The organism is Pseudomonas putida, from assembly GCF_001636055.1.
In the GTDB taxonomy this organism is placed as follows: domain Bacteria; phylum Pseudomonadota; class Gammaproteobacteria; order Pseudomonadales; family Pseudomonadaceae; genus Aquipseudomonas; species Aquipseudomonas machongensis.
On sequence record NZ_CP011789.1, the window covers coordinates 2,632,465 to 2,651,593 of the forward strand.

At 63.3% G+C, this 19,129-nt stretch carries 15 protein-coding genes; 3 read left to right on the forward strand and 12 right to left on the reverse strand.

From position 1 onward, the window contains the following. The first annotated feature begins 52 nt into the window (after positions 1 to 52). The gene (locus AB688_RS11795; RefSeq protein ID WP_063544236.1) at positions 53 to 1,198 is read left to right on the forward strand and encodes a GGDEF domain-containing protein; all 1,146 of its coding nucleotides are present in this window, start codon (positions 53 to 55) and stop codon (positions 1,196 to 1,198) included. Between the two features lie 20 nt (positions 1,199 to 1,218). Here the strand turns inward: AB688_RS11795 and AB688_RS11800 are convergent, their stop codons facing one another. The 3 genes from AB688_RS11800 to AB688_RS11810 all read right to left on the reverse strand — a co-directional run bounded on the left by AB688_RS11800 (position 1,219) and on the right by AB688_RS11810 (position 4,050). Continuing rightward, on the reverse strand, positions 1,219 to 2,172 hold the full coding sequence (locus tag AB688_RS11800; protein ID WP_063544238.1) for an ABC transporter substrate-binding protein: 954 nt from the start codon (positions 2,170 to 2,172) through the stop codon (positions 1,219 to 1,221). A 9-nt stretch (positions 2,173 to 2,181) separates the two neighbouring features. Further along, the gene (locus AB688_RS11805) at positions 2,182 to 3,246 is read right to left on the reverse strand and encodes an LLM class flavin-dependent oxidoreductase (RefSeq protein WP_112899554.1); all 1,065 of its coding nucleotides are present in this window, start codon (positions 3,244 to 3,246) and stop codon (positions 2,182 to 2,184) included. A 177-nt stretch (positions 3,247 to 3,423) separates the two neighbouring features. After that, positions 3,424 to 4,050: a glutathione S-transferase family protein gene (locus tag AB688_RS11810; RefSeq protein WP_063544242.1), complete on the reverse strand. Its 627-nt coding sequence runs from the start codon at positions 4,048 to 4,050 to the stop codon at positions 3,424 to 3,426. 266 nt (positions 4,051 to 4,316) lie between these two features. On the opposite strand from AB688_RS11810, the gene AB688_RS11815 reads away from it, so the two are divergent. Beyond that, the gene (locus AB688_RS11815; protein WP_063544244.1) at positions 4,317 to 5,651 is read left to right on the forward strand and encodes an OprD family porin; all 1,335 of its coding nucleotides are present in this window, start codon (positions 4,317 to 4,319) and stop codon (positions 5,649 to 5,651) included. Positions 5,652 to 5,756: 105 nt separating this feature from the next. On the opposite strand, the gene glsB is transcribed toward AB688_RS11815, so the two are convergent. Then, a complete protein-coding gene (gene glsB / locus AB688_RS11820; protein WP_054892344.1) occupies positions 5,757 to 6,677 on the reverse strand; it encodes a glutaminase B in 921 nt (306 codons plus the stop codon). Positions 6,678 to 6,792: 115 nt separating this feature from the next. Beyond that, positions 6,793 to 8,766, reverse strand: coding sequence for a DNA topoisomerase III (locus AB688_RS11825; RefSeq protein ID WP_063546699.1), 1,974 nt, complete (start codon positions 8,764 to 8,766; stop codon positions 6,793 to 6,795). Positions 8,767 to 9,015: 249 nt separating this feature from the next. Between AB688_RS11825 and AB688_RS11830 the strand changes: the two genes are divergently transcribed. Further along, positions 9,016 to 10,866, forward strand: a complete 1,851-nt coding sequence (locus AB688_RS11830; protein WP_063544249.1) for a polyurethanase — start codon at positions 9,016 to 9,018, stop codon at positions 10,864 to 10,866. 35 nt (positions 10,867 to 10,901) lie between these two features. Here AB688_RS11830 and AB688_RS11835 read toward each other — a convergent pair whose 3' ends face one another. From AB688_RS11835 to AB688_RS11865, 7 genes are all read right to left on the reverse strand, one after another. Then, a complete protein-coding gene (locus AB688_RS11835; protein ID WP_054892342.1) occupies positions 10,902 to 11,336 on the reverse strand; it encodes a GNAT family N-acetyltransferase in 435 nt (144 codons plus the stop codon). Then, positions 11,329 to 12,495, reverse strand: a complete 1,167-nt coding sequence (locus AB688_RS11840; protein ID WP_063544251.1) for a cupin domain-containing protein — start codon at positions 12,493 to 12,495, stop codon at positions 11,329 to 11,331. The genes AB688_RS11835 and AB688_RS11840 overlap by 8 nt, the downstream gene beginning before the upstream one ends. An 81-nt stretch (positions 12,496 to 12,576) precedes the next feature. Beyond that, positions 12,577 to 13,947 carry an adenylosuccinate lyase gene (gene purB, locus AB688_RS11845; protein ID WP_063544253.1) on the reverse strand — a complete coding sequence of 457 codons (1,371 nt, stop codon included), beginning with the start codon at positions 13,945 to 13,947 and terminating at the stop codon, positions 12,577 to 12,579. 186 nt (positions 13,948 to 14,133) lie between these two features. Continuing rightward, positions 14,134 to 14,760 carry a high frequency lysogenization protein HflD gene (gene hflD, locus AB688_RS11850; RefSeq protein WP_054892339.1) on the reverse strand — a complete coding sequence of 209 codons (627 nt, stop codon included), beginning with the start codon at positions 14,758 to 14,760 and terminating at the stop codon, positions 14,134 to 14,136. Further along, positions 14,757 to 15,881 (reverse strand): tRNA 2-thiouridine(34) synthase MnmA, encoded by a 1,125-nt coding sequence (mnmA, locus tag AB688_RS11855; protein ID WP_054892338.1) that lies wholly within the window; start codon positions 15,879 to 15,881, stop codon positions 14,757 to 14,759. Before mnmA ends, hflD begins: the two co-directional genes overlap by 4 nt. 58 nt (positions 15,882 to 15,939) lie before the next feature. Next, positions 15,940 to 16,380 (reverse strand): NUDIX hydrolase, encoded by a 441-nt coding sequence (locus AB688_RS11860; RefSeq protein ID WP_054892337.1) that lies wholly within the window; start codon positions 16,378 to 16,380, stop codon positions 15,940 to 15,942. A gap of 206 nt (positions 16,381 to 16,586) precedes the next feature. Then, the gene (locus AB688_RS11865; RefSeq protein WP_063544255.1) at positions 16,587 to 18,812 is read right to left on the reverse strand and encodes an NADP-dependent isocitrate dehydrogenase; all 2,226 of its coding nucleotides are present in this window, start codon (positions 18,810 to 18,812) and stop codon (positions 16,587 to 16,589) included. Between the last annotated feature and the right edge of the window lie 317 nt (positions 18,813 to 19,129).

The window sequence follows — 19,129 nt, forward strand, 5'->3', positions numbered from 1 at the left end:
ACTGTCAGGCAGGCCGCGATCAAGACGGCCATCTGCCACACGGTGAATCATGATGATCGCCCATACTCCTACGCTGTTCGCTGCGGTCGCGCTGGTGGCGACGATCCTGGCTTTCTGTCTGTTGCTGGTCGGGCAGTTCAATCGAGGCGACAACCTGCTGCTGACCGGCTGTGGACTGTTGGCCCATGCCTTGGCCTATGTCTGTTACACGTTGTTCGGCCATGCGCCTCTGTGGGTGAGCTATGTCTTGGCCAACAGCCTGCTGTCATTGGCGTTGGCGTTCTATTCGGCGAGCCTGTTCCGGGTGCGCGAGCGCCCCGTGCCGTGGCGGCCGATCTTCGCCATTCCGCTGTTGATGCTGCTGGGCTTGATCTCGCTGCTCGAGACGGTGGAGCCGCGCATGCTGCTGGCGGCCCTGGTGCTGATGTTGCAATGCGTGTTGATTCTCTACTGGGCCCGTCAACGGGCCCTGCACAAGGGCCGGGCACACCTGCTGCTGGTGATCGGTGCCGGCATCAGCCTGGTGGGGCTGGGCATGCGGGTGGTTGCCGTGCTGGCAGGCACGGCGCAGGAGATGCGCTACGACACCAGCAACCTCAAGCAGACGGTGTCCGTAGCGATCGGTACGGCCACGGTGATGATGTATTCCATTGGCCTGGTGTTGATGGCCAAGGAGCGCAGCGAATCGCGCTTGCAGCACCTTGCCGGACACGATGTGCTGACCGGCACGGGTAACCGGCGCGCCATCCTCGAACGTTTCGAGTTCGAGCTGGAGCAGGCGCGCGCGGCGCAGTACAGCTTGGCTGTGGCGATGATCGATATTGACCATTTCAAGCGTATCAACGATGTGCACGGCCATCTGGCGGGGGACGAGGTTCTTTGCCACTGCGTGCGCCAGTTGCAGCAGCGGCTGCGCGAAGGCGACAGCCTGGGGCGCTACGGCGGCGAGGAATTCCTGCTGTTGTTGCCGCGAACTGAGGGCGAGGGCGCCCTGGCGGCGTTGAACGGTCTGCGCGAAGCCATGGCGAGGAACCCGGCGCGCTTCGCCGGGCTGGAGATCGAGCTGTGCTTCAGCGTCGGGCTCTGGTGCGGTGTGCCGGGGGAGGATGACACCCCGGCACGGCTGATCGCCAAGGCCGACGCCGCCTTGTACCTGGCCAAGGCTGGCGGGCGCAATGCGGTGCGGCTGGCGGCTTGATCTTTCATGCGCCCGGCAGCTTACTGGCTGAACGCGCCTTCGAACGACGTGTCGATGATCGCGCGAGTGTCCAGGGGCTTGGGCAGCGTGCCGGTCTGCACAAGGAAGTCGGCAGTATCCTGGTAGTCCTTCGCCGCCTGCGCATCGACCGGGCCCACGCTCATGTCGGCCTGGCCGATCCAGTGACGCGAGACGCTCTGGTCGAGGTTGGCTTTCTTGGCCCAGAGGTCGGCATAGGCTTCCTTGTGCTCACCGACCCAGGCCCGGGCTTTTTGCAGGCGGCCCAGGAAGTCCTCGATGGCGGCGTGCTTGCTGTCGATCGAATCGTTGCGCGCCGCGATGCTGCTCAGGCCAGGCATCAGGCCCTGGGCGGTGACCAGCTTGCGCGCGCCGGAGAACACGATCTGTTGCGAGATGTAGGGTTCCCATACCGGGAAGGCATCGATGCTGCCCTGCGGCAGCGCGGCGGCGGCATCGATTGGCATCAGTTTGACGAACTCGACGTAGTCATGCGGCAGGCCGGCCTTGTCCAGTGCGCGCAAGGTCAACTGCTGGCTCCAGGCGCCGGGCCAGTAGGCGACCTTCTTGCCCTTGAGGTCGGCAATGGTCTTGGCGGGGGAGTCCTTGGGCACCAGCAGGGCGATGGTGTCGAGGTTCTGCCGTGAGACGCCGATCAGCTTGACGGGCGCCCCTTTGGCAGCCAGGAACAGAAAGCCCGAGTCGCCGAGAAAGCCGATGTCCAGGCCACCGGCCTCCAGCCCTTCGGCCACCGGTGCGGCCGACTGGAAGTGCTTGAACTCGACCTTGTAGGGCGCATCCTTGAGGGCCCCGGAGGCTTCCAGCGATGCGCGCACGTTGTAGTAGTTCTGGTCGCCGATGCGCAGGGTGACCTGCTCGGCGGCGATGGCCTGCGCCAGCGGGGTACCAAGGAACAGGCCGGCGAGGGTGACTCGGATCAGGTGGGACAGTTTCATGGGGTTTCCTCAGCTGGCCTGGCGCGTATCCAGGCGTTCGATCTGGTGATGGATGGCGGGGATCAGGGTCTTGCCGTATTCGATGGTGTCGTTCAATGGGTCGAAGCCGCGGATCAGGAAAGTCGACACGCCGAGCTTGTAGTACTCGCCCAACGCCTGGGCGACCTGCTCGGGGGTGCCGACCAGCGCGGTGGAGTTCCAGCGCGCACCAGTCAGACGGGCAACGCCCATCCACAGGCGTTGATCGAGCACTTCGCCCTGTTGCGCAGCGGCCAGCAGGCGCTGCGACCCGACGTTCTCGGGCTGGTGGTCGTGCAGCGGCAAACCGAGTTTCTGGCGTGCATCGCGGACCTGCTCGAGGATCTCGGCGGCGCGCTGCCAGGCGGCCTCCTCGGTATCGGCGACGATGGGGCGGAACGACACCGAGAAGCGCGGGGCGCGCTGTTGCACAGCGGCGGCCTGGCGGACCTTGGCGATATGCTCGGCGACGGCGGCCAGGGGTTCGCCCCAGAGCATGTAGGTGTCGGCATGTTGCGCTGCGACCCGCACCGCGGCATCCGATGAACCACTGAAGTAGATCGGGATATGCGGGCGCTGCACGGTCCGTACGGCGGGCGAGGCAGCGTTGAAACGGTAGAAGTCGCCGGCGAAGTCCACCGGTTGTTCGGCGGTCCAGATTGCCTTCAGGGCATCGAGGTATTCGCCGGTGCGCGCATAGCGGTGATCGTGGTCGAGAAAATCGCCATCGCGCTGCAGGTCCTGGTCATTGCCACCGCTGACCACGTTCAGCGCCAGACGGCCCTTGCTGAACTGGTCGAGGGTCGCCAGTTGCCGCGCTGCCAGGGGCGGGCTGATCACCCCTGGGCGGTACGCGAGCAGGATACCCAGGCGTTCGGTGGCAGCGACGGCGAACGAACTGACCACTGCGCCTTCCGGCCCGTTGGAGAAATAGCCGACCAGGATGCGGTCGAAACCGGCCGCCTCATGGGCTTGGGCGAAGCGACGCACGTAGTCCGGATCGACCGCATCTCCCGTGGGCTGGTCGACCTCCGAGCCGGGCGAGGCGGTGATCATGCCGAGGATTTCGACGCTCATTGCTGGGTTCCTTTGCTGGGACAAGGTTGCCTGGCGTTGAGCGGTTTAGAAGAAAACGAGCTGGCCGGGCTTCTTCTTAGAATCTAACGGCCAGCTGTAAATGATGGAAATTCATTTTTTGCATATTCTAATATGCAAAATAATTTTATTGCTCGCTCAGGGCGTTCCGTTTCTGCCGTGCAGTCGATAGCCTTCCCGCTCGCTCAGGCGCGCGTAGTAGTCAGCCACTGCAGGCAGGTGCGGGTGCTCGAACGGTGTCTCGAACCAGCGGTTTACCGACAACCCGATTGGAATGTCTGCCAGGGAGAACGCCTTGCCGGCAACATAGGCGCCAGTCTTTGCCAACTGTTGGTCGAGGATCTGCATATGTCGCGACCATTCGCCGAGGCTGGCATTGAGCGCCTGTTCATCCTGATGCGCAGCTGACTGCCTGACCAGCGCCATGAAGGCGTAGCTCCAGGAGCGATTGAGATCGCTGGCCTGCCAGTCGATCCATTGATCGACAAGCGCTCTGGCCACTGCGTCGGCCGGGTATATCCCTGCCGCTTGCCCATAGCGGTTGGCGAGATAGCGGATGATGGTATTGGACTCCCATAGCGTAAGGCCGCCGTCCTGGATTACCGGGACCATGGCATTGGGGTTCAGGACCAGGAATTCAGCGGTTTGGGTGGGCTGGAAACCTGAACCCCAGTCTTCGCGGTGGAATGGAAGGTCGATTTCGGCGCAAGTCCACAGCACCTTGCGCACGTTGATGGAACTCGCCTTACCCAATATTCGCAGCATGTCATCATCCTTTTTGCTAAGCAGCCGAAACAGCGGTGTGCTGTAGCGTCCAAGCGTATCTGTAAAAGCCCTGCCTGAGGTCATGGAACTGAAACCTTTCTCCCTGCCGATAGTGGTTTTTTGCTAGCATTCGGTTCCTATAGCACAATCGAATAAAAATCTTTTTCGATTGTTGTTAAAGTAATAACGCGTGACGTTCAAACGTATCGAAACTCGGCCCTCGCGTTCAGCGAGAGGCCTATAAGAAAAGCTAGAAAGGAGCACACATGTACAAATGCACACTGCCAGTGGCCGTTGCACTGGCCAGCCTGTCGCTGGGGGCGCAGGCGGCAGGTTTCGTGGAAGACAGCAAGGCTTCGGTCACTGCGCGCAACTTCTACATCAATTCCGACAACCGCAATGGCACTGCCAACCCGTCGAAGCAGGAAGAGTGGGGCCAAGGCTTCATCTTCAACTTCACTTCCGGCTACACCCAGGGCACCGTTGGCTTTGGTGTAGACGCCATCGGCCTGACCGGCTTCCGTCTGGATTCGGGCAAGGGTACCCACTACAACCCGACCAGCACCGCCAAGGGCGGTACTGTGTTCCCGACCGATTCCGATGGCCGCGCCGTTGACGACTTCAGCAGCCTGGGCGTAACCGGCAAGGTCAAGATCTCCAAGACCGAAGCCAAGCTCGGTGTACTGCAGCCCAAGCTGCCAGTAGTCACCTACAACGACGGTCGTCTGTTGCCGCAAACGTTTGAGGGTGGCCAGATCACCTCCAACGAGATCGACAACCTGACCCTGATCGGCGGCAAGCTCGAGCATGCCAAGGGCCGTAACAGTACCAACATGGAGTCGCTGACCATTGCTGGCTCCAACGGCAACCCGGCCACCGCCACCTCCAACCGTCGCAGCAACGCCTTCTACTACGCCGGTGCCGACTACAAGCTGAGCAAGGACCTGCTGCTGCAGTACTACTACGGCAACCTGGACGACTTCTACAAACAGCACTTCCTGGGCCTGACCCACAACCTGGCACTGCCAGTGGGTTCGTTGAAGTCCGACCTGCGTTACTTCTACAGCGATTCCGATGGCAAGAACGCCAGCACCGAAGGCCGCCTGGCTGGCTATCGCGCATCGGGCTACCAGAACAACGGTGAAGTGGACAACCGCACCTGGAGCGCCAAGTTCACCTACTCGCTGGGCAGCCACGCACTGAGCGCCGGTTACCAGCGTGTCAACGGCACCAGCGACTTCCCGTTCCTGAACCAGGGCGACGGTGCAAGTGCCTACCTGATCACCGACGTGCAGATCGGCAAGTTCCTGCGTGCCGGCGAGCGCACCTGGCTGGCGCAGTACGCCTACGACTTCGCCGCTCTCGGCGTACCAGGCCTGACCGCCAACGCCATCTACCTGAAGGGCACCAACGTCAACTCGGCGGGCTCGGACCGTTCGGAGTGGGAGCGTGACTTCAGCCTGGCCTACGTCGTTCAGGAAGGCACCTTCAAGGGCCTGGGCCTGCAGTGGCGTAACGCTGCGCTGCGTACCGACGTATCGGGCCAGCGTGACCAGGACGAAAACCGCCTGATCGTGAGCTACACCTACAACTTCTTCTGACATCAGGTCAGCCCGGCTACGGGTCGTTGTAGTAAAACAAACCCCACCCGGGACCTCCCTGGTGGGGTTTGTTTTTCAAGGTGCGCTGCGATTGAAGCGTCAGGCCTACAGCACCGCGGAAAACACCGAGCCGGTGATCCGCTCGCTGAGCAGCTCCAGTGCCCGCAGCCCCGCCAGCGAGTTACCTGAGGCGTTCAGTGCAGGCGACCACACGCAGATGCTGTAGCGCCCCGGCACTACCGCGACAATGCCGCCGCCCACACCGCTTTTGCCCGGCAGGCCTACGCGATAGGCGAAGTTACCCGCCTCGTCGTACAGCCCACTGGTGGCCATGATCGCATTCACCTGTTGCGCCTGGCGCGGGCTGAGCACGTGCTCGCCGCTGTGTGGGCAGTAGCCGCTGTTGGCCAGGAAGGCAAAGCCACGGGCGACATCGACGCAATTCATCGACAGCGCACAATGATGGAAGTAGCTGCGCAGCACCGCATCGACATCGTTGTGGAAGTTGCCGAACGCCTGCATCAGGTAGGCCATGGCGGCGTTGCGGGCGCGGTGCTGGTACTCGGAGTCGGCTACGACCGGGTCACTGACGATACGTGGGTTGGCTGCCAGGCGACGGACGAAGTCGCGCATCGACAAGGGCGGGGTGGCATAGCGCGACTGGTTGATGTCGCAGATCACCAGCGCACCGGCATTGATGAAAGGATTGCGTGGGCGACCTTTCTCCACCTCCAGCTGAACCAGCGAGTTGAACGCCTGCCCGGAGGGCTCGTAGCCCAGGCGCGTCCAGATATCCTCGCCACTGTGGTTGATCGCCTGGACCAGGCTGAAGACCTTGGAGATGCTCTGGATCGAGAAGGGCGTATGGGCATCGCCTGCGCAATGCAGCTGGCCGTCCAGGCTCTGCACGGCGATGCCGAGTTGTTGCGGGTCGACCTGGGCGAGGGCGGGGATGTACTGGGCGACCTGGCCCTGGCTGAGCAGCGGGCGGACCTGGTCGAGGATTTCTTGCAGTAATGCTTGCATGGGGGCCTGCGCGGAGCGGGTGATGGGGCTCAGGGGTTGTCTGCTGTACAAGACGAGCGTTGACGAGGCGGCGACACACGTCAGGATGTGATCGTCATGTCGCCACTGCCGATCGTCAGGTAGATTTGCCCGAAGGGCGTCGTGTGGATTTGCTTGCACGGGGCGCTGCTTTGCTGCCGGCGGTTTTGCCTTTACCGCTGCTGCGGCGTTTTTTCTTCCAGGGTGCACCTTTGCCGCCGGCAGCGAGGGGCGGGCCGCTGATGGTCAGGCGCATTCCCGCGCAGCGTTGCACCAGCTTGCCCATCCAGGCCGACTGCCGGGTGACGAACTCTTCCAGGCTCATTTCGCCGCTTTGAACCATGTCCAGTGCCTGTTCCCAGATCGCAGTGGTGCCGGGGTCGGCGATGGCCCGTGGCACGGCGTCGATCAGGCTGAAGGCCGCCGGGGTGGCGGACAGCGCCTTGCCGTTCTTGACCAGGTAGCCGCGGTCGAGCAGGCCCTGGATGATGCTGGCCCGGGTCGCTTCGGTGCCGATGCCGGTGGTTTCCTTGAGTTTCTGCTTGAGCTGCGGGTCGTCCACCAGCTTGGCGACGTTCTTCATCGCCTTGATCAGATCGCCCTCGGTGAACGGCTTCGGCGGCTGGGTCCACAGGTCTTTCAGCTGCAGGTCCTGGACCCTGCAGTCGTCGCCTTCGCGCAGTTGCGGCAAGACTTGCGCGGGTGGCGCTTCGCGTCCCTTGGTTGGGGTCAGTGCCTCGGGCAGGGCGCGGCGCCAACCGGGTTCGACGATCTGCTTGCCCACTGCACGCAGGGCGTGTCCGGCACAGTCCAGTTCGGCCTGGGTGCGGTCGTACTCGTGATTGGGCAGGAACTGCGCCAGGTAGCGCGCCCGGATCAGGGTATAGACCGCTTTGTACTTGGGTGGCAGGCGCGCAGGATCGCTGGCGGCGGCGGTGGGGATGATGCCGTGGTGGGCGCTGACCTTGGCGTCGTTCCAGGCGCGAGAGCGGCGGTGTGGCTCCAGATGCGCCTGCAAGGGGGCGAGGCTCGTGTCGGCGCGTTGCAGGGCGGCGAGCACGGCGGGCGCCTCGGCGTGCTGGCTGAGCGGCAGGTAACCACAGTCGCTGCGCGGGTAGGTGATCAGCTTGTGGGTTTCGTAGAGCGCTTGGGCGATGTCGAGGGTTTCCTGGGCGCCAAGGCCGAATTTCTTGGAGCACAGCTCCTGCAGGGTACCGAGGTCGAAAGGCAAGGGTGCGGCCTCGCGCACACGCTCGGTCTGTACCTTGAGCACCTGTGCGCTGCCTGCGGCCTGCATCTGGGTGGCGGCCTGCTGGGCGAGTGCCTGGTTGACGCAGCGGCCCTGGTCGTCGCAGGTGTCTTGTGGTGCACGCCATTGGGCGTTGAAGACCTGGTCCGAATGCGCCAGCTGCACCTCGATCGCCCAGTAGGGAACTGGTACGAAGTCGGCGATGCTGCGGTCGCGGTCGACCACCAGGCGCAGTGTCGGTGTCTGTACCCTTCCTACCGGCAGCACGCCTTGATAACCGGACTGGCGACCAAGCAGGGTGAACAGGCGGCTCATGTTCATGCCGATCAACCAGTCGGCCCGCGAGCGACCAAGGGCCGAGTGATAGAGGCTGAAGGTTTCGCTGCCGGGGAGCAGGCGGGCCAGCGCCTTGCGGATCGAGGCGTCATCGAGCGCGGAGAGCCACAGCCGCTGGATCGGCCCGCGGTAGCGGCAATGCTCGACCAGTTCGCGAGCGATCATCTCGCCTTCACGGTCGGCATCGGTGGCGATCACCAGCTCCCGGGCCTCGCCGAGCAGACGCTTGACCGCCTTGAACTGGCTGGCGGTCTTGGGCTTGACCAGCATTTTCCATTTTTCCGGAATGATCGGCAGATCATCGAGCGACCAGCGCTTGTAGCGTGCGTCATAACTGTCGGGCGGTGCGGTTTCGAGCAGGTGGCCGATACACCAGGTGACGCAGACATCGGTGCCTTGCCAGCAGCCGTCGGCCTTGCGGTTGGCACCCAGTACCTTGGCGATGTCTTTTGCCTGAGAGGGCTTTTCACAGAGAAAAAGGCGCATGGCCGTGAACGCTTCATCGAGGTTGATGGCGACTAGGATGCGCAAGACAGGGCGTGCAGGCAAGATTTATCTGTATGCATGTACAGGTTATTGCCAGGAAATATGTCCGTAGGTTTGGCATGAATGCCCCGGCATCGGGCTTGGATGACCGGCCGGTACCGTGCCAGCGTTGTCGCTCGCCTGCCAGATGTGTCAATGGACGATGTCGCTTGTGGGCCTTCACTCCAATCACAACAAGGAAGTCGGATCATGCCTTTGTTCGATTACCGTCAGCTCGACGGTGCTGCCTCCTACGCGCTCTACAAGGATGCCATGGCCCTGGCGATCTATGCCTATCATGGTATCGACGACGGTTTCTCTGCTGGCTACCAGAAGCACGGCTTCGGCCTCGGGTTGCCGGCAACCCTGGTCAAGGCTCTGATCGGCGGCACCGACAGCCAGGGCGTGATTCCCGGCATCCCCTGGAATCCCGACTCCGAGGCCAAGGCCCTGGCGCAGCTCAAGGCGGCTGGCTGGACGCCAATCAGCGCCGCACAGTTGGGTTACCAAGGCAAGACCGATGCGCGTGGCACCTTCCATGGCGAGGCACCGGGCTACACCTCGGCGCAGGTCGAGGTGCTCGGCCGTTATGCCGGCGATGGCCAGCTCATTGGCCTCGGTATCGCCTTTCGTGGCACCAGCGGCCCGCGGGAGAATCTGCTTGGCGACACCCTCGGCGATGCCATCAACGACCTGCTGGCAGCGCTGGGGCCAGCCGACTACGCACGCAACTACGCCGGCAATGCCTTCGACCGCCTGCTGGGCGATGTCGCGACGTTCGCCAGGGCCCACGGCTTGTCAGGTGCCGATATCACCGTCAGCGGCCACAGCCTTGGCGGGCTGGCTGTCAATAGCCTGGCAGACCTCAGTGCTTCGCGCTGGGGCGGCTTCTACCAGGATGCCCGCTATGTTGCCTTCGCCTCGCCCACGCAGGCTGCCGACCCCGACAAGGTGCTCAATATCGGTTACGAGAACGATCCTGTGTTCCGTGTGCTCGACGGCACGGCGCTGACCTGGGCGACCCTGGGCGTGCACGATGCCGCCAAGCCTTCGACCACTGACAACATCGTCAATTTCAATGACCACTACGCCTCCGACGCGTGGAACCTGCTGCCGTTTTCCATCGGCAATATCGCCACCTGGCTCTCGCACCTGCCGGCAGCCTACGCCGATGGCCTGGGTCGGGTAGTGGATTCGCCGTTCTACCCCTGGACCAGCCGGGACTCGACCGTGGTGGTCAGCAACCTGTCCGACGCCACCCGTGGCTCGACCTGGGTAGAGGACCTCAATCGCAACGCCGAGCCGCACTCTGGCAGTACCTTCATTGTCGGTTCGGCCCAGGACGACCTGATCCGGGGCGGGCGCGGCAACGACTACCTGTATGGCGGCGCAGGCAATGACACCTTCCGCGACGACGGCGGTTTCAACCTGATAGACGGCGGCGCCGGACATGACACCCTGCATCTGGGGGATGCGCTGGCGCGCTTCTCGATAGCCCGGGATGGCGAGGGCACGCTGTATGTGCGTGATGCCGAGGGTGGGATCAGCCAGGTGCGCAATGTCGAGTCGCTGGTGAGCAAGGAAAGCAGCCTGGTGTTCCTCAGCAAGGACGTCAGTCACGCAGTGACCGTCAATGGGCTGCTCAGCAGCGGCAAGCTGGATCCCTACGCCCTGTCGGTCAGCGGCGGACAAGGCAATGATCAGTTGGTGGCCGGCAACCAGGGCCAGTGGCTGTTCGGCCTGGGTGGCGATGATCGTCTGGTGGGTGGGGCAGGCGACGATGTGCTGGTGGGCGGTGCCGGGAATGATGTGCTCAGTGGCGGCGGTGGACGAGACACCTTTCTGTTCAGCGGGCACTTCGGGCAGGACCGGGTGCTGGACTTCACCGGGCAGGACCGGTTGGTGTTCATGGGCGTAGAAGGCGGGACGGCAGCGCCGGATTGGCGTGACCACCTGAGTCGGGTGGGGGATGACCTGGTGCTGTCGTTCGGGCGCGATAGCGTGACGTTGGTGGGGATTGCGGGGCAGGGGCTTGGCGATGGGCAGATCGTGATTGCCTGAGCAACGGAGGGGCCGGCAGCGCCGGCCCCTTCCGATCAGGCGATCTCGCGTGAATCGCGGACCATGTCCACGTGCGGGATGCCGGCCTCGAGGAACTCTTCGCTGACCACCTTGAAACCCAGGCGCTCATAGAAGGGTGTGGCATGTACCTGGGCGCTGAGCATCTGCTGCTTGAGGTCACGGTTCTGCGCTTCGATGATGACCGCATTCATCAACGCGTCACCGACTTTCAGACCACGCCAGTCCTTGAGCACCGATACTCGACCGATGGTGCCGTCTGGCAACAGGCGTGCAGTGCCGATCGGGTAGTCACCTTCCATGGCCAGGAAATGGACCGCGGTCGGATCTTCGGCATCGAACTCCAGCTCTGGCGGCACGTGCTGCTCGGCGACGAATACCGCGCTGCGGATACGATGGATATCGGCGTTGTCTTTATGCCAGTCGGCGAGGCGAACGCGGATCTTATTCATTGGCAAATCCCAGGCTTCCTTGTTGAACCAACTGGCAGACAAGCGTGAGGCCTTCTTCGTCTTCCAGCCACTCTACAAGGTTTTCGCTGTGCAGGGCGTCGGCTGAACAAATCAGTTGCAAAAGAGCACGCAGATGACCGGACAGCAGGCGGCTCTGGCCGCTGGCGAACAGCAGCAGGTTGTCGTCGACTTCCGACCAGGCCAGGCGTGCGCTCGGGTTGCGCACCAGGATCGCGCCCTGTTCGAGATAATTGATCAGCTCTTCTTCGCTCAGCGCCTCGCCTGCCACCTGCTCGGGGTAGCGCGGCTCGGTCATGAACTGGCCGAACCAGGTCAGCAGCAGGCGCTCGTCACCCATGTGCTCGGCCAGCAGGGCCTTGAGGCGGTCGAGGGCGTCGTGCTGGATCTGGTGTGGGTCGCTGACAGGTTGGGCGTCGGCGTCGCTGTAGCGCTCTTCGTCAGGCAGGAACTGGCTGAGGAAGTCGGTGAAGTGGGTCAGCACTTCGGCAGCGCTTGGGGCGCGGAAACCGACCGAGTAGGTCAGGCAGTCGTCCACGGCCACACCGTAGTGGGCCAGGCGCGGCGGCAGGTAGAGCATGTCGCCCGGCTCAAGGGTCCATTCGTCGCTCTGCTCGAAATCGGCGAGGATGCGCAGGTCGGCGTGCTCGATCAGCGGGCTCTCGCTGTTGCACATCTGGCCGATTTTCCAGTTGCGCTTGCCGTGGCCCTGCAGCAGGAATACGTCGTAGTTGTCGAAGTGCGGACCGACGCTGCCACCGGGGGCGGCAAAGCTGATCATCACATCGTCGATACGCCAGCTGGGCAGGAAGCGGAAGTTCTCCAGCAGCTCGGCCACTTCCGGAACGAACTGGTCCACGGCTTGGACCAGCAGGGTCCAGTCACGCTCGGGCAGGGTGGCGAAGGTGTCTTCCTCGAACGGGCCGCGGCGCAGCTCCCAAGGGCGTTCGCCGTGCTCCAGCACCAGGCGCGATTCGACCTCTTCCTCAAGGGCCAGGCCGGCCAGCTCGTCCGGATCGATCGGGCTTTCGAAGTCGGTGAAGGCCTGGCGCACCAGCAGGGGCTTCTTCTGCCAGTAGTCGCGCAGGAATTCACGAGCGGTGAGGCCGCCAAGCAGCTGCAGTGGAGTATCAGGATTCATGTTCAACCTATTGAAAAAACGTAATTTTCGTCCGGGAATAAAAACGCCCGGCTGAGCCGGGCGTTGTACGCAGGGCGCAGGTCAGATGCGTTTGGCCTGGGCGGCCGCGTTGCCGATGTAGGTGGCCGGGGTGAGCAGCTTGAGCTCGGCCTTGGCGTCGGCCGGCATGTCCAGCCCATCGATGAAGGTCTGAAGCGCTTCAGGGGTGATGCCCTTGCCACGGGTCAGCTCCTTGAGCTTCTCGTAGGGGTTCTCGATGTTGAAGCGGCGCATGACGGTCTGGATCGGCTCGGCCAGTACTTCCCAGCAAGCGTCGAGGTCGGCGGCGATGCGCGCTTCGTTGACCTCCAGCTTGCCGATGCCCTTCAGGCTGGCTTCATAGGCGATGACGCTATGGGCAAAGCCCACGCCCAGGTTGCGCAGCACGGTGGAGTCGGTCAGGTCGCGCTGCCAGCGCGAGATCGGCAGCTTGCTGGCCAGGTGCTGGAACAGCGCGTTGGCGATACCGAGGTTGCCTTCGGAGTTTTCGAAGTCGATCGGGTTGACCTTGTGCGGCATGGTCGAGGAGCCGATTTCGCCGGCGACGGTCTTCTGCTTGAAGTAGCCCAGCGAGATGTAGCCCCAGACGTCGCGGTCGAAGTCGATGAGGATGGTGTTGAAGCGAGCGATGGCATCGAACAGCTCGGCGATGTAGTCGTGCGGCTCGATCTGGGTGGTGTACGGGTTGAACTGCAGACCCAGTTCGTCTTCGATGAAGGCGCGGGCGTTCTGCTCCCAGTCGATCTGCGAGTAGGCCGACAGGTGGGCGTTGTAGTTGCCCACGGCGCCGTTGATCTTGCCCAGCAGCGGCACGGCGGCGACCTGGGCGATCTGACGCTCCAGGCGGTAGACGACGTTGGCCAGCTCTTTGCCCAGGGTGGTCGGCGAGGCCGGCTGGCCGTGGGTGCGCGACAGCATCGGCACGTCGGCGTGCTGGTGGGCCAGGGCGCGGATGGCCTCGGCGATCTGGCGCATCAGCGGCAGCAGCACCTCGTCACGACCGGCGCGCAGCATCAGGGCGTGGGACAGGTTGTTGATGTCTTCGCTGGTGCAGGCGAAGTGGATGAACTCGCTGACCTTGGCCAGTTCAGGCAGCTTGGCGGCCTGCTCTTTGAGGAGGTATTCGATCGCCTTGACGTCGTGGTTGGTGGTGCGCTCGATTTCTTTCACACGCTCGGCGTGCTCGAGCTTGAAGTCGGTCGCCAGGCTGTCCAGCAGAGCGTTGGCTTCGGCGGAGAACGCCGGCACTTCGCCGATCTGCGGGTGGGCGGCCAGACGCTGCAGCCAGCGTACTTCGACCAGGGCGCGGAAACGGATCAGGCCGAATTCGCTGAAGATGGGGCGCAAGGCCTGGGTTTTGCCGGCGTAACGGCCGTCTACAGGGGAAACCGCAGTGAGCGAAGAGAGCTGCATGGGGTGTTCTCGGACAGTCAGGCTTTTGGAAGGGCGCATATCATACATGAAAATTGCGCCTGGGTCGGGTGGCTGACCAAAGGTCGGCCGTCGAAACGCGTGTCGCGGTTCCTGTGGGAGCGGGCTTGCCCGCGAATGCGGCGGTAAGTCCGGCATCGCATTCGCGGGTGAACCCGCTCCCACAGGTCAGGAAGGCGCGCGCATCATGTCGTACAGTTCATTGAGCAACTTGCGTCGGCTGAACACCAACTGCCAGCGATGCCCGCCCAGCTGGCGCCACAGGCGTGCGGCGCGGATGCCCGCCAGCAGCAGGGCGCGGATCTTCGAGGCGTTGCTGGCCTGCTGCAGGAAGCGCATGTCGCCGTGCACCTGGATGCGCTGACGCAGGGTGCTCAGGGTGTCCTGATACAAGGCTCCGCTGGAAGCGATGACGTTTTCGTGAACCAGGCCGAAATGATCGGCTTGCGACTGGATCTGCGGCAGACGGTTGCCGATGGTGTCGAGCAGGTCGCCACGCTTGGCCAGTTGGCGCTCAAGGCCCAGCATCGAAAGGGCGTAGCGCAGCGGCTCGCGTTGCAAGCTGCTGGGGTCGCGCTCCAGGGCGCCGACCAGTGCGCGGTAGCCGTCACGCAGGTTCAGGTCGTCTCCGCCGAACACTTCCAGGGTGCTGTTCGGGTCGCGTACCAGCAGGCTGCCGAGCATGCAGCCGATATTGGCTTCGCTGGCCTGCCCGGTGCGGGCGATGCGATCGACCAGCACTGCGGCCTGGAACACGCCGCCAAGGGCGATCAGTTGCTCCTGCAGATTGCTCATGCGCGTGGGCTCCAAGGCTCGGCGCTCTCGATCACGCCGCCGCCCAGGCATACCTCGCCATCATAGAACACCACCGATTGACCTGGCGTCACGGCGCGTTGCGGTTCGTCGAACACCGCGCGGTAGCCGTTTGCGGTGCGTTCCAGGGTGCAGTGCTGGTCGCTCTGGCGGTAGCGCACCTTGGCAGTGAGTCGACGTGGGCTGCTCAGGTCGAGCGGGTTGACCCAGAAGATGTCCGAGGCGAGCAGGGCGCGGGAGAACAGCCACGGGTGTTCGTTGCCCTGGCCCACCACCAGCACGTTGCGCGCCAGGTCTTTTTCCAGCACGTACCAGGGCTCGTCGCCGGCGTCTTTCAGGCCACCAATGCCCAGGCCCTGGCGCTGTCCGATGGTGTGGTACATCAGGCCGTGGTGCTGGCCGATCACTTCGCCGTCGGTGGTCTGGATCTCGCCAGGCTGGGCGGGCAGGTACTGCTTGAGGAAGTCGCTGAAGCGACGCTCGCCGATGAAGCAGATGCCGGTGGAGTCTTTTTTCTTCGCCGTGGCCAGGCCGTGTTTCTCGGCGATGGCACGTACTTCGGGCTTTTCCAGCTCGCCAACGGGGAACAGGGTGCGGGCGATTTCCGCGCCGCCCACGGCATGCAGGAAGTAGCTCTGGTCCTTGTTCGGGTCCAGGCCCTTGAGCAGTTCGGTCAGCTCGCCGGTATCGCGGCGGCGCACGTAGTGGCCGGTGGCAATCAGGTCGGCACCCAGCGACAGGGCGTAGTCGAGGAAGGCCTTGAACTTGATTTCGCGGTTGCAGAGGATGTCCGGGTTGGGTGTACGGCCGGCCTTGTACTCTTCGAGAAAGTGCTCGAACACGTTGTCCCAGTATTCGGCGGCGAAGTTGGCGGTGTGCAGCTTGATGCCGATGCGATCGCACACGGCCTGGGCGTCGGCGAGGTCTTCGCGGGCGGTGCAGTACTCGGTGCCGTCATCCTCCTCCCAGTTTTTCATGAACAGACCTTCCACCTGGTAGCCCTGCTCCATGAGCAGAAGGGCGGAGACGGAAGAGTCCACGCCGCCGGACATGCCGACGATGACGCGGGTCCTGGAAGGGTCTTTGGGTGTTGGGCTGGTCATGGCTACCGATGTGTATCTGGGGGAAAAATTCCGATTCTATCAGGACGGCGCATCCGCGTCAGTCGCGCAGCAGCGAGAGGCTGTGCAGCGGGCCTGCGAGGTAGTCGTCGAGGCAGCGTGGCACCAACTCGCTGCGCCAGCGCTCGGGTTCTGCGAGCAACTGCTCGCGAGTCAGCCACACGGCGCGGACGATGTCGCTGTCCAGGGCGCGCTCTGGGTGGTGGCGCAGCGGACGGGCGGCGAAGCAGATGCGCTGGTAGGTCACGCCGTTACTTGGCGCGGTGTAGAGGTAGATGCCGACCACGCCGGTCAATTCGACCTCCCAGGCGGTTTCCTCGAGGGTTTCACGCAGGGCGGCCTGGGGCAGGGTTTCGTTGGCCTCCAGGTGACCGGCGGGTTGGTTGAAGACGTGCTTGCCAGCCTTGAACTCTTCGACGAAGAGGAATTTGCCCTCGTGTTCGACGATGGTGGCGACGGTGATGTGAGGTTGCCAGGTCATGAACAGCTCCATAAGGGCTGGTACGGACCTTGTAGGAGCGGGTTTATCGAGGCGTCGAACCGCCGCGAATGCGTCAGTGGATCCAGTATCGCATTCGCGGGTAAACCCGCGCCCACAGGGTTCGCGTAGGCCGCTAGACATCTTTTATCCAGAAAGCACAAACCCCGGTGCGTGGCCGGGGTCTGTGCTGTTACTTCAAGCGAACCTTACAGGGCGGCGATGGCGCTGTTCAGGGTCTGGCTTGGACGCATCACCTTGGCGGTCAGCTCGGCATCAGGCGCGTAGTAGCCACCGATGTCGGCCGGCTTGCCCTGGACGGCGTTGAGCTCGGCGACGATGGTCGCTTCGTTCTCGGTCAGGTTCTTGGCCAGTGGGGCGAAGCGTGCCTGCAGGGCAGCGTCGTCGCTCTGGGCAGCCAGGGCCTGGGCCCAGTACAGGGTCAGGTAGAAGTGGCTGCCGCGGTTGTCGATACCGCCGACCTTGCGCGAAGGCGACTTGTTGGTGTCGAGGAACTTGCCGGTGGCCTGGTCCAGGGTGTTGGCCAGTACTTTGGCACGTGGGTTGTCGTAGGTGTTGCCCAGGTGCTCGAGGGAGGCAGCCAGGGCCAGGAATTCACCCAGCGAATCCCAACGCAGGAAGTTCTCTTCGACCAGCTGCTGCACGTGCTTGGGTGCCGAACCGCCGGCGCCGGTCTCGAACAGGCCGCCACCGTTCATCAGCGGCACGATCGACAGCATCTTGGCGCTGGTGCCCAGTTCCATGATCGGGAACAGGTCGGTCAGGTAGTCGCGCAGCACGTTGCCGGTCACCGAGATGGTGTCCTTGCCTTCGCGGATGCGAGCCAGGGAGAACTTGATGGCGTCGACCGGCGCCAGGACGCGGATGTCCAGGCCAGTGGTGTCGTGATCCTTCAGGTACTTCTGTACCTTCTCGATCATCACGCCGTCGTGGGCGCGAGCCGGGTCCAGCCAGAACACCGCCGGGGTGTTGCTCAGGCGGGCGCGGTTGACAGCCAGTTTCACCCAATCCTGGATCGGTGCGTCCTTGGTCTGGCACATGCGGAAGATGTCACCGGCTTCGACGTTCTGCTCCAGAACGACGTTGCCCTTGCCATCGACCACGCGCACGACACCGTCGGTCTTGATCTGGAAGGTCTTGTCGTGGGAACCGTACTCTTCGGCCTTCTGCGCCATCAGGCCAACGTTCGGTACGCTGCCCATGGTAGTCGGATCGAAGGCGCCGTTTTTCTTGCAGTCTTCGATGGTGGCCTGGTAGATGCCGGCGTAGCAGCGGTCCGGAATGATCGCCTTGGCGTCTTGCAGCTCGCCTGCGGCGTTCCACATCTTGCCCGAGTCGCGGATCATCGCTGGCATCGAAGCGTCGACGATGACGTCGCTCGGTACGTGCAGGTTGGTGATGCCCTTGTCGGAGTTGACCATGGCCAGGGCCGGGCGAACGGTGTACAGGGCCTGGATGTCGGCTTCGATCTCGGCCTGCTTGTCGGCTGGCAGGTCCTTGATGCGGGCGTACAGGTCGCCGATGCCGTTGTTGGCGTTGAAGCCTACTTCAGCCAGGGCGGCCGCGTGCTTGGCCAGGACTTCGCCGTAGAACTCCTCGACGATGACGCCGAACATGATCGGGTCGGAGACCTTCATCATGGTGGCTTTCAGGTGCACCGAGAGCAGTACGCCAGAAGCCTTGGCATCGGCGATCTGCTCGGCGATGAAGGCTTTCAGGGCCTTGCGGCTCAGGGTGGCGCAGTCGATGACTTCGGCGGCCTTGACGGCGGTTTTCTCTTTCAGGACGGTGGTGGAACCGTCCTTGCCGACCAGTTCGATGCGCAGGCTGTCGTCAGCCTCGATCAGCGCGGCTTTCTCGCTGCCGTAGAAGTCGCCCTGGGTCATGTGGGCAACGTGCGACTTGGAGTCGGCGGCCCAGGCACCCATCTTGTGCGGGTGCTTGCGGGCGTAGTTCTTGACCGACAGCGGTGCACGACGGTCGGAGTTGCCTTCGCGCAGTACCGGGTTCACGGCGCTGCCCTTGATGCGGTCGTAGCGCGCGCGGGACTCTTTCTCTTCGGCGCTGGCCGGCTCGTCGGCGTAGTCGGGGATGTTGAAGCCCTTGGCCTGAAGTTCCTTGATCGCCGCCTTCAGCTGTGGAACCGAAGCGGAGATGTTCGGCAGCTTGATGATGTTGGCTTCAGGGGTGGTGGCCAGCTGGCCCAGTTCCGCCAGGTGATCGCCTACCTGCTTCTCTGCGCCCAGTTGTTCCGGGAACGCCGCGAGGATACGGCCAGCCAGGGAAATGTCGCGGGTTTCGACGGCGATGTCAGCCGAAGCGGTGAAGGCTTCGATGATCGGCAGCAGCGAGTAGGTGGCGAGGGCGGGGGCTTCGTCGGTGAAGGTGTAGATGATCTTGGAACGGGTGGGCATGCGGGTTAACTCTCTATGTGCTGAGCGTACTCGAGTCTCGAGGTGCGCAGGGTAGGCGCTTCGCCCTGGCGACGCCATGAGCGGATGGTCGAGAGGCTGCGAGCGGTGATGGTGGATGCATCAGTCGAGCGTCAAATGCTGGGATGCGGTAACAGCCCAGGCTTTCTGGCCTTTCCTGGCCGAGGGCGAGCCGCATTTTCCAAGGGTTCGCCCCGATGACCCTGCGGTCAGGGCCGGAGTATATCAAACCCTTTGGCCTAATCAGCAAGGCGAAGTGATATCGACGCCTTTATAAGACCAAAGATGTACGGGCAATG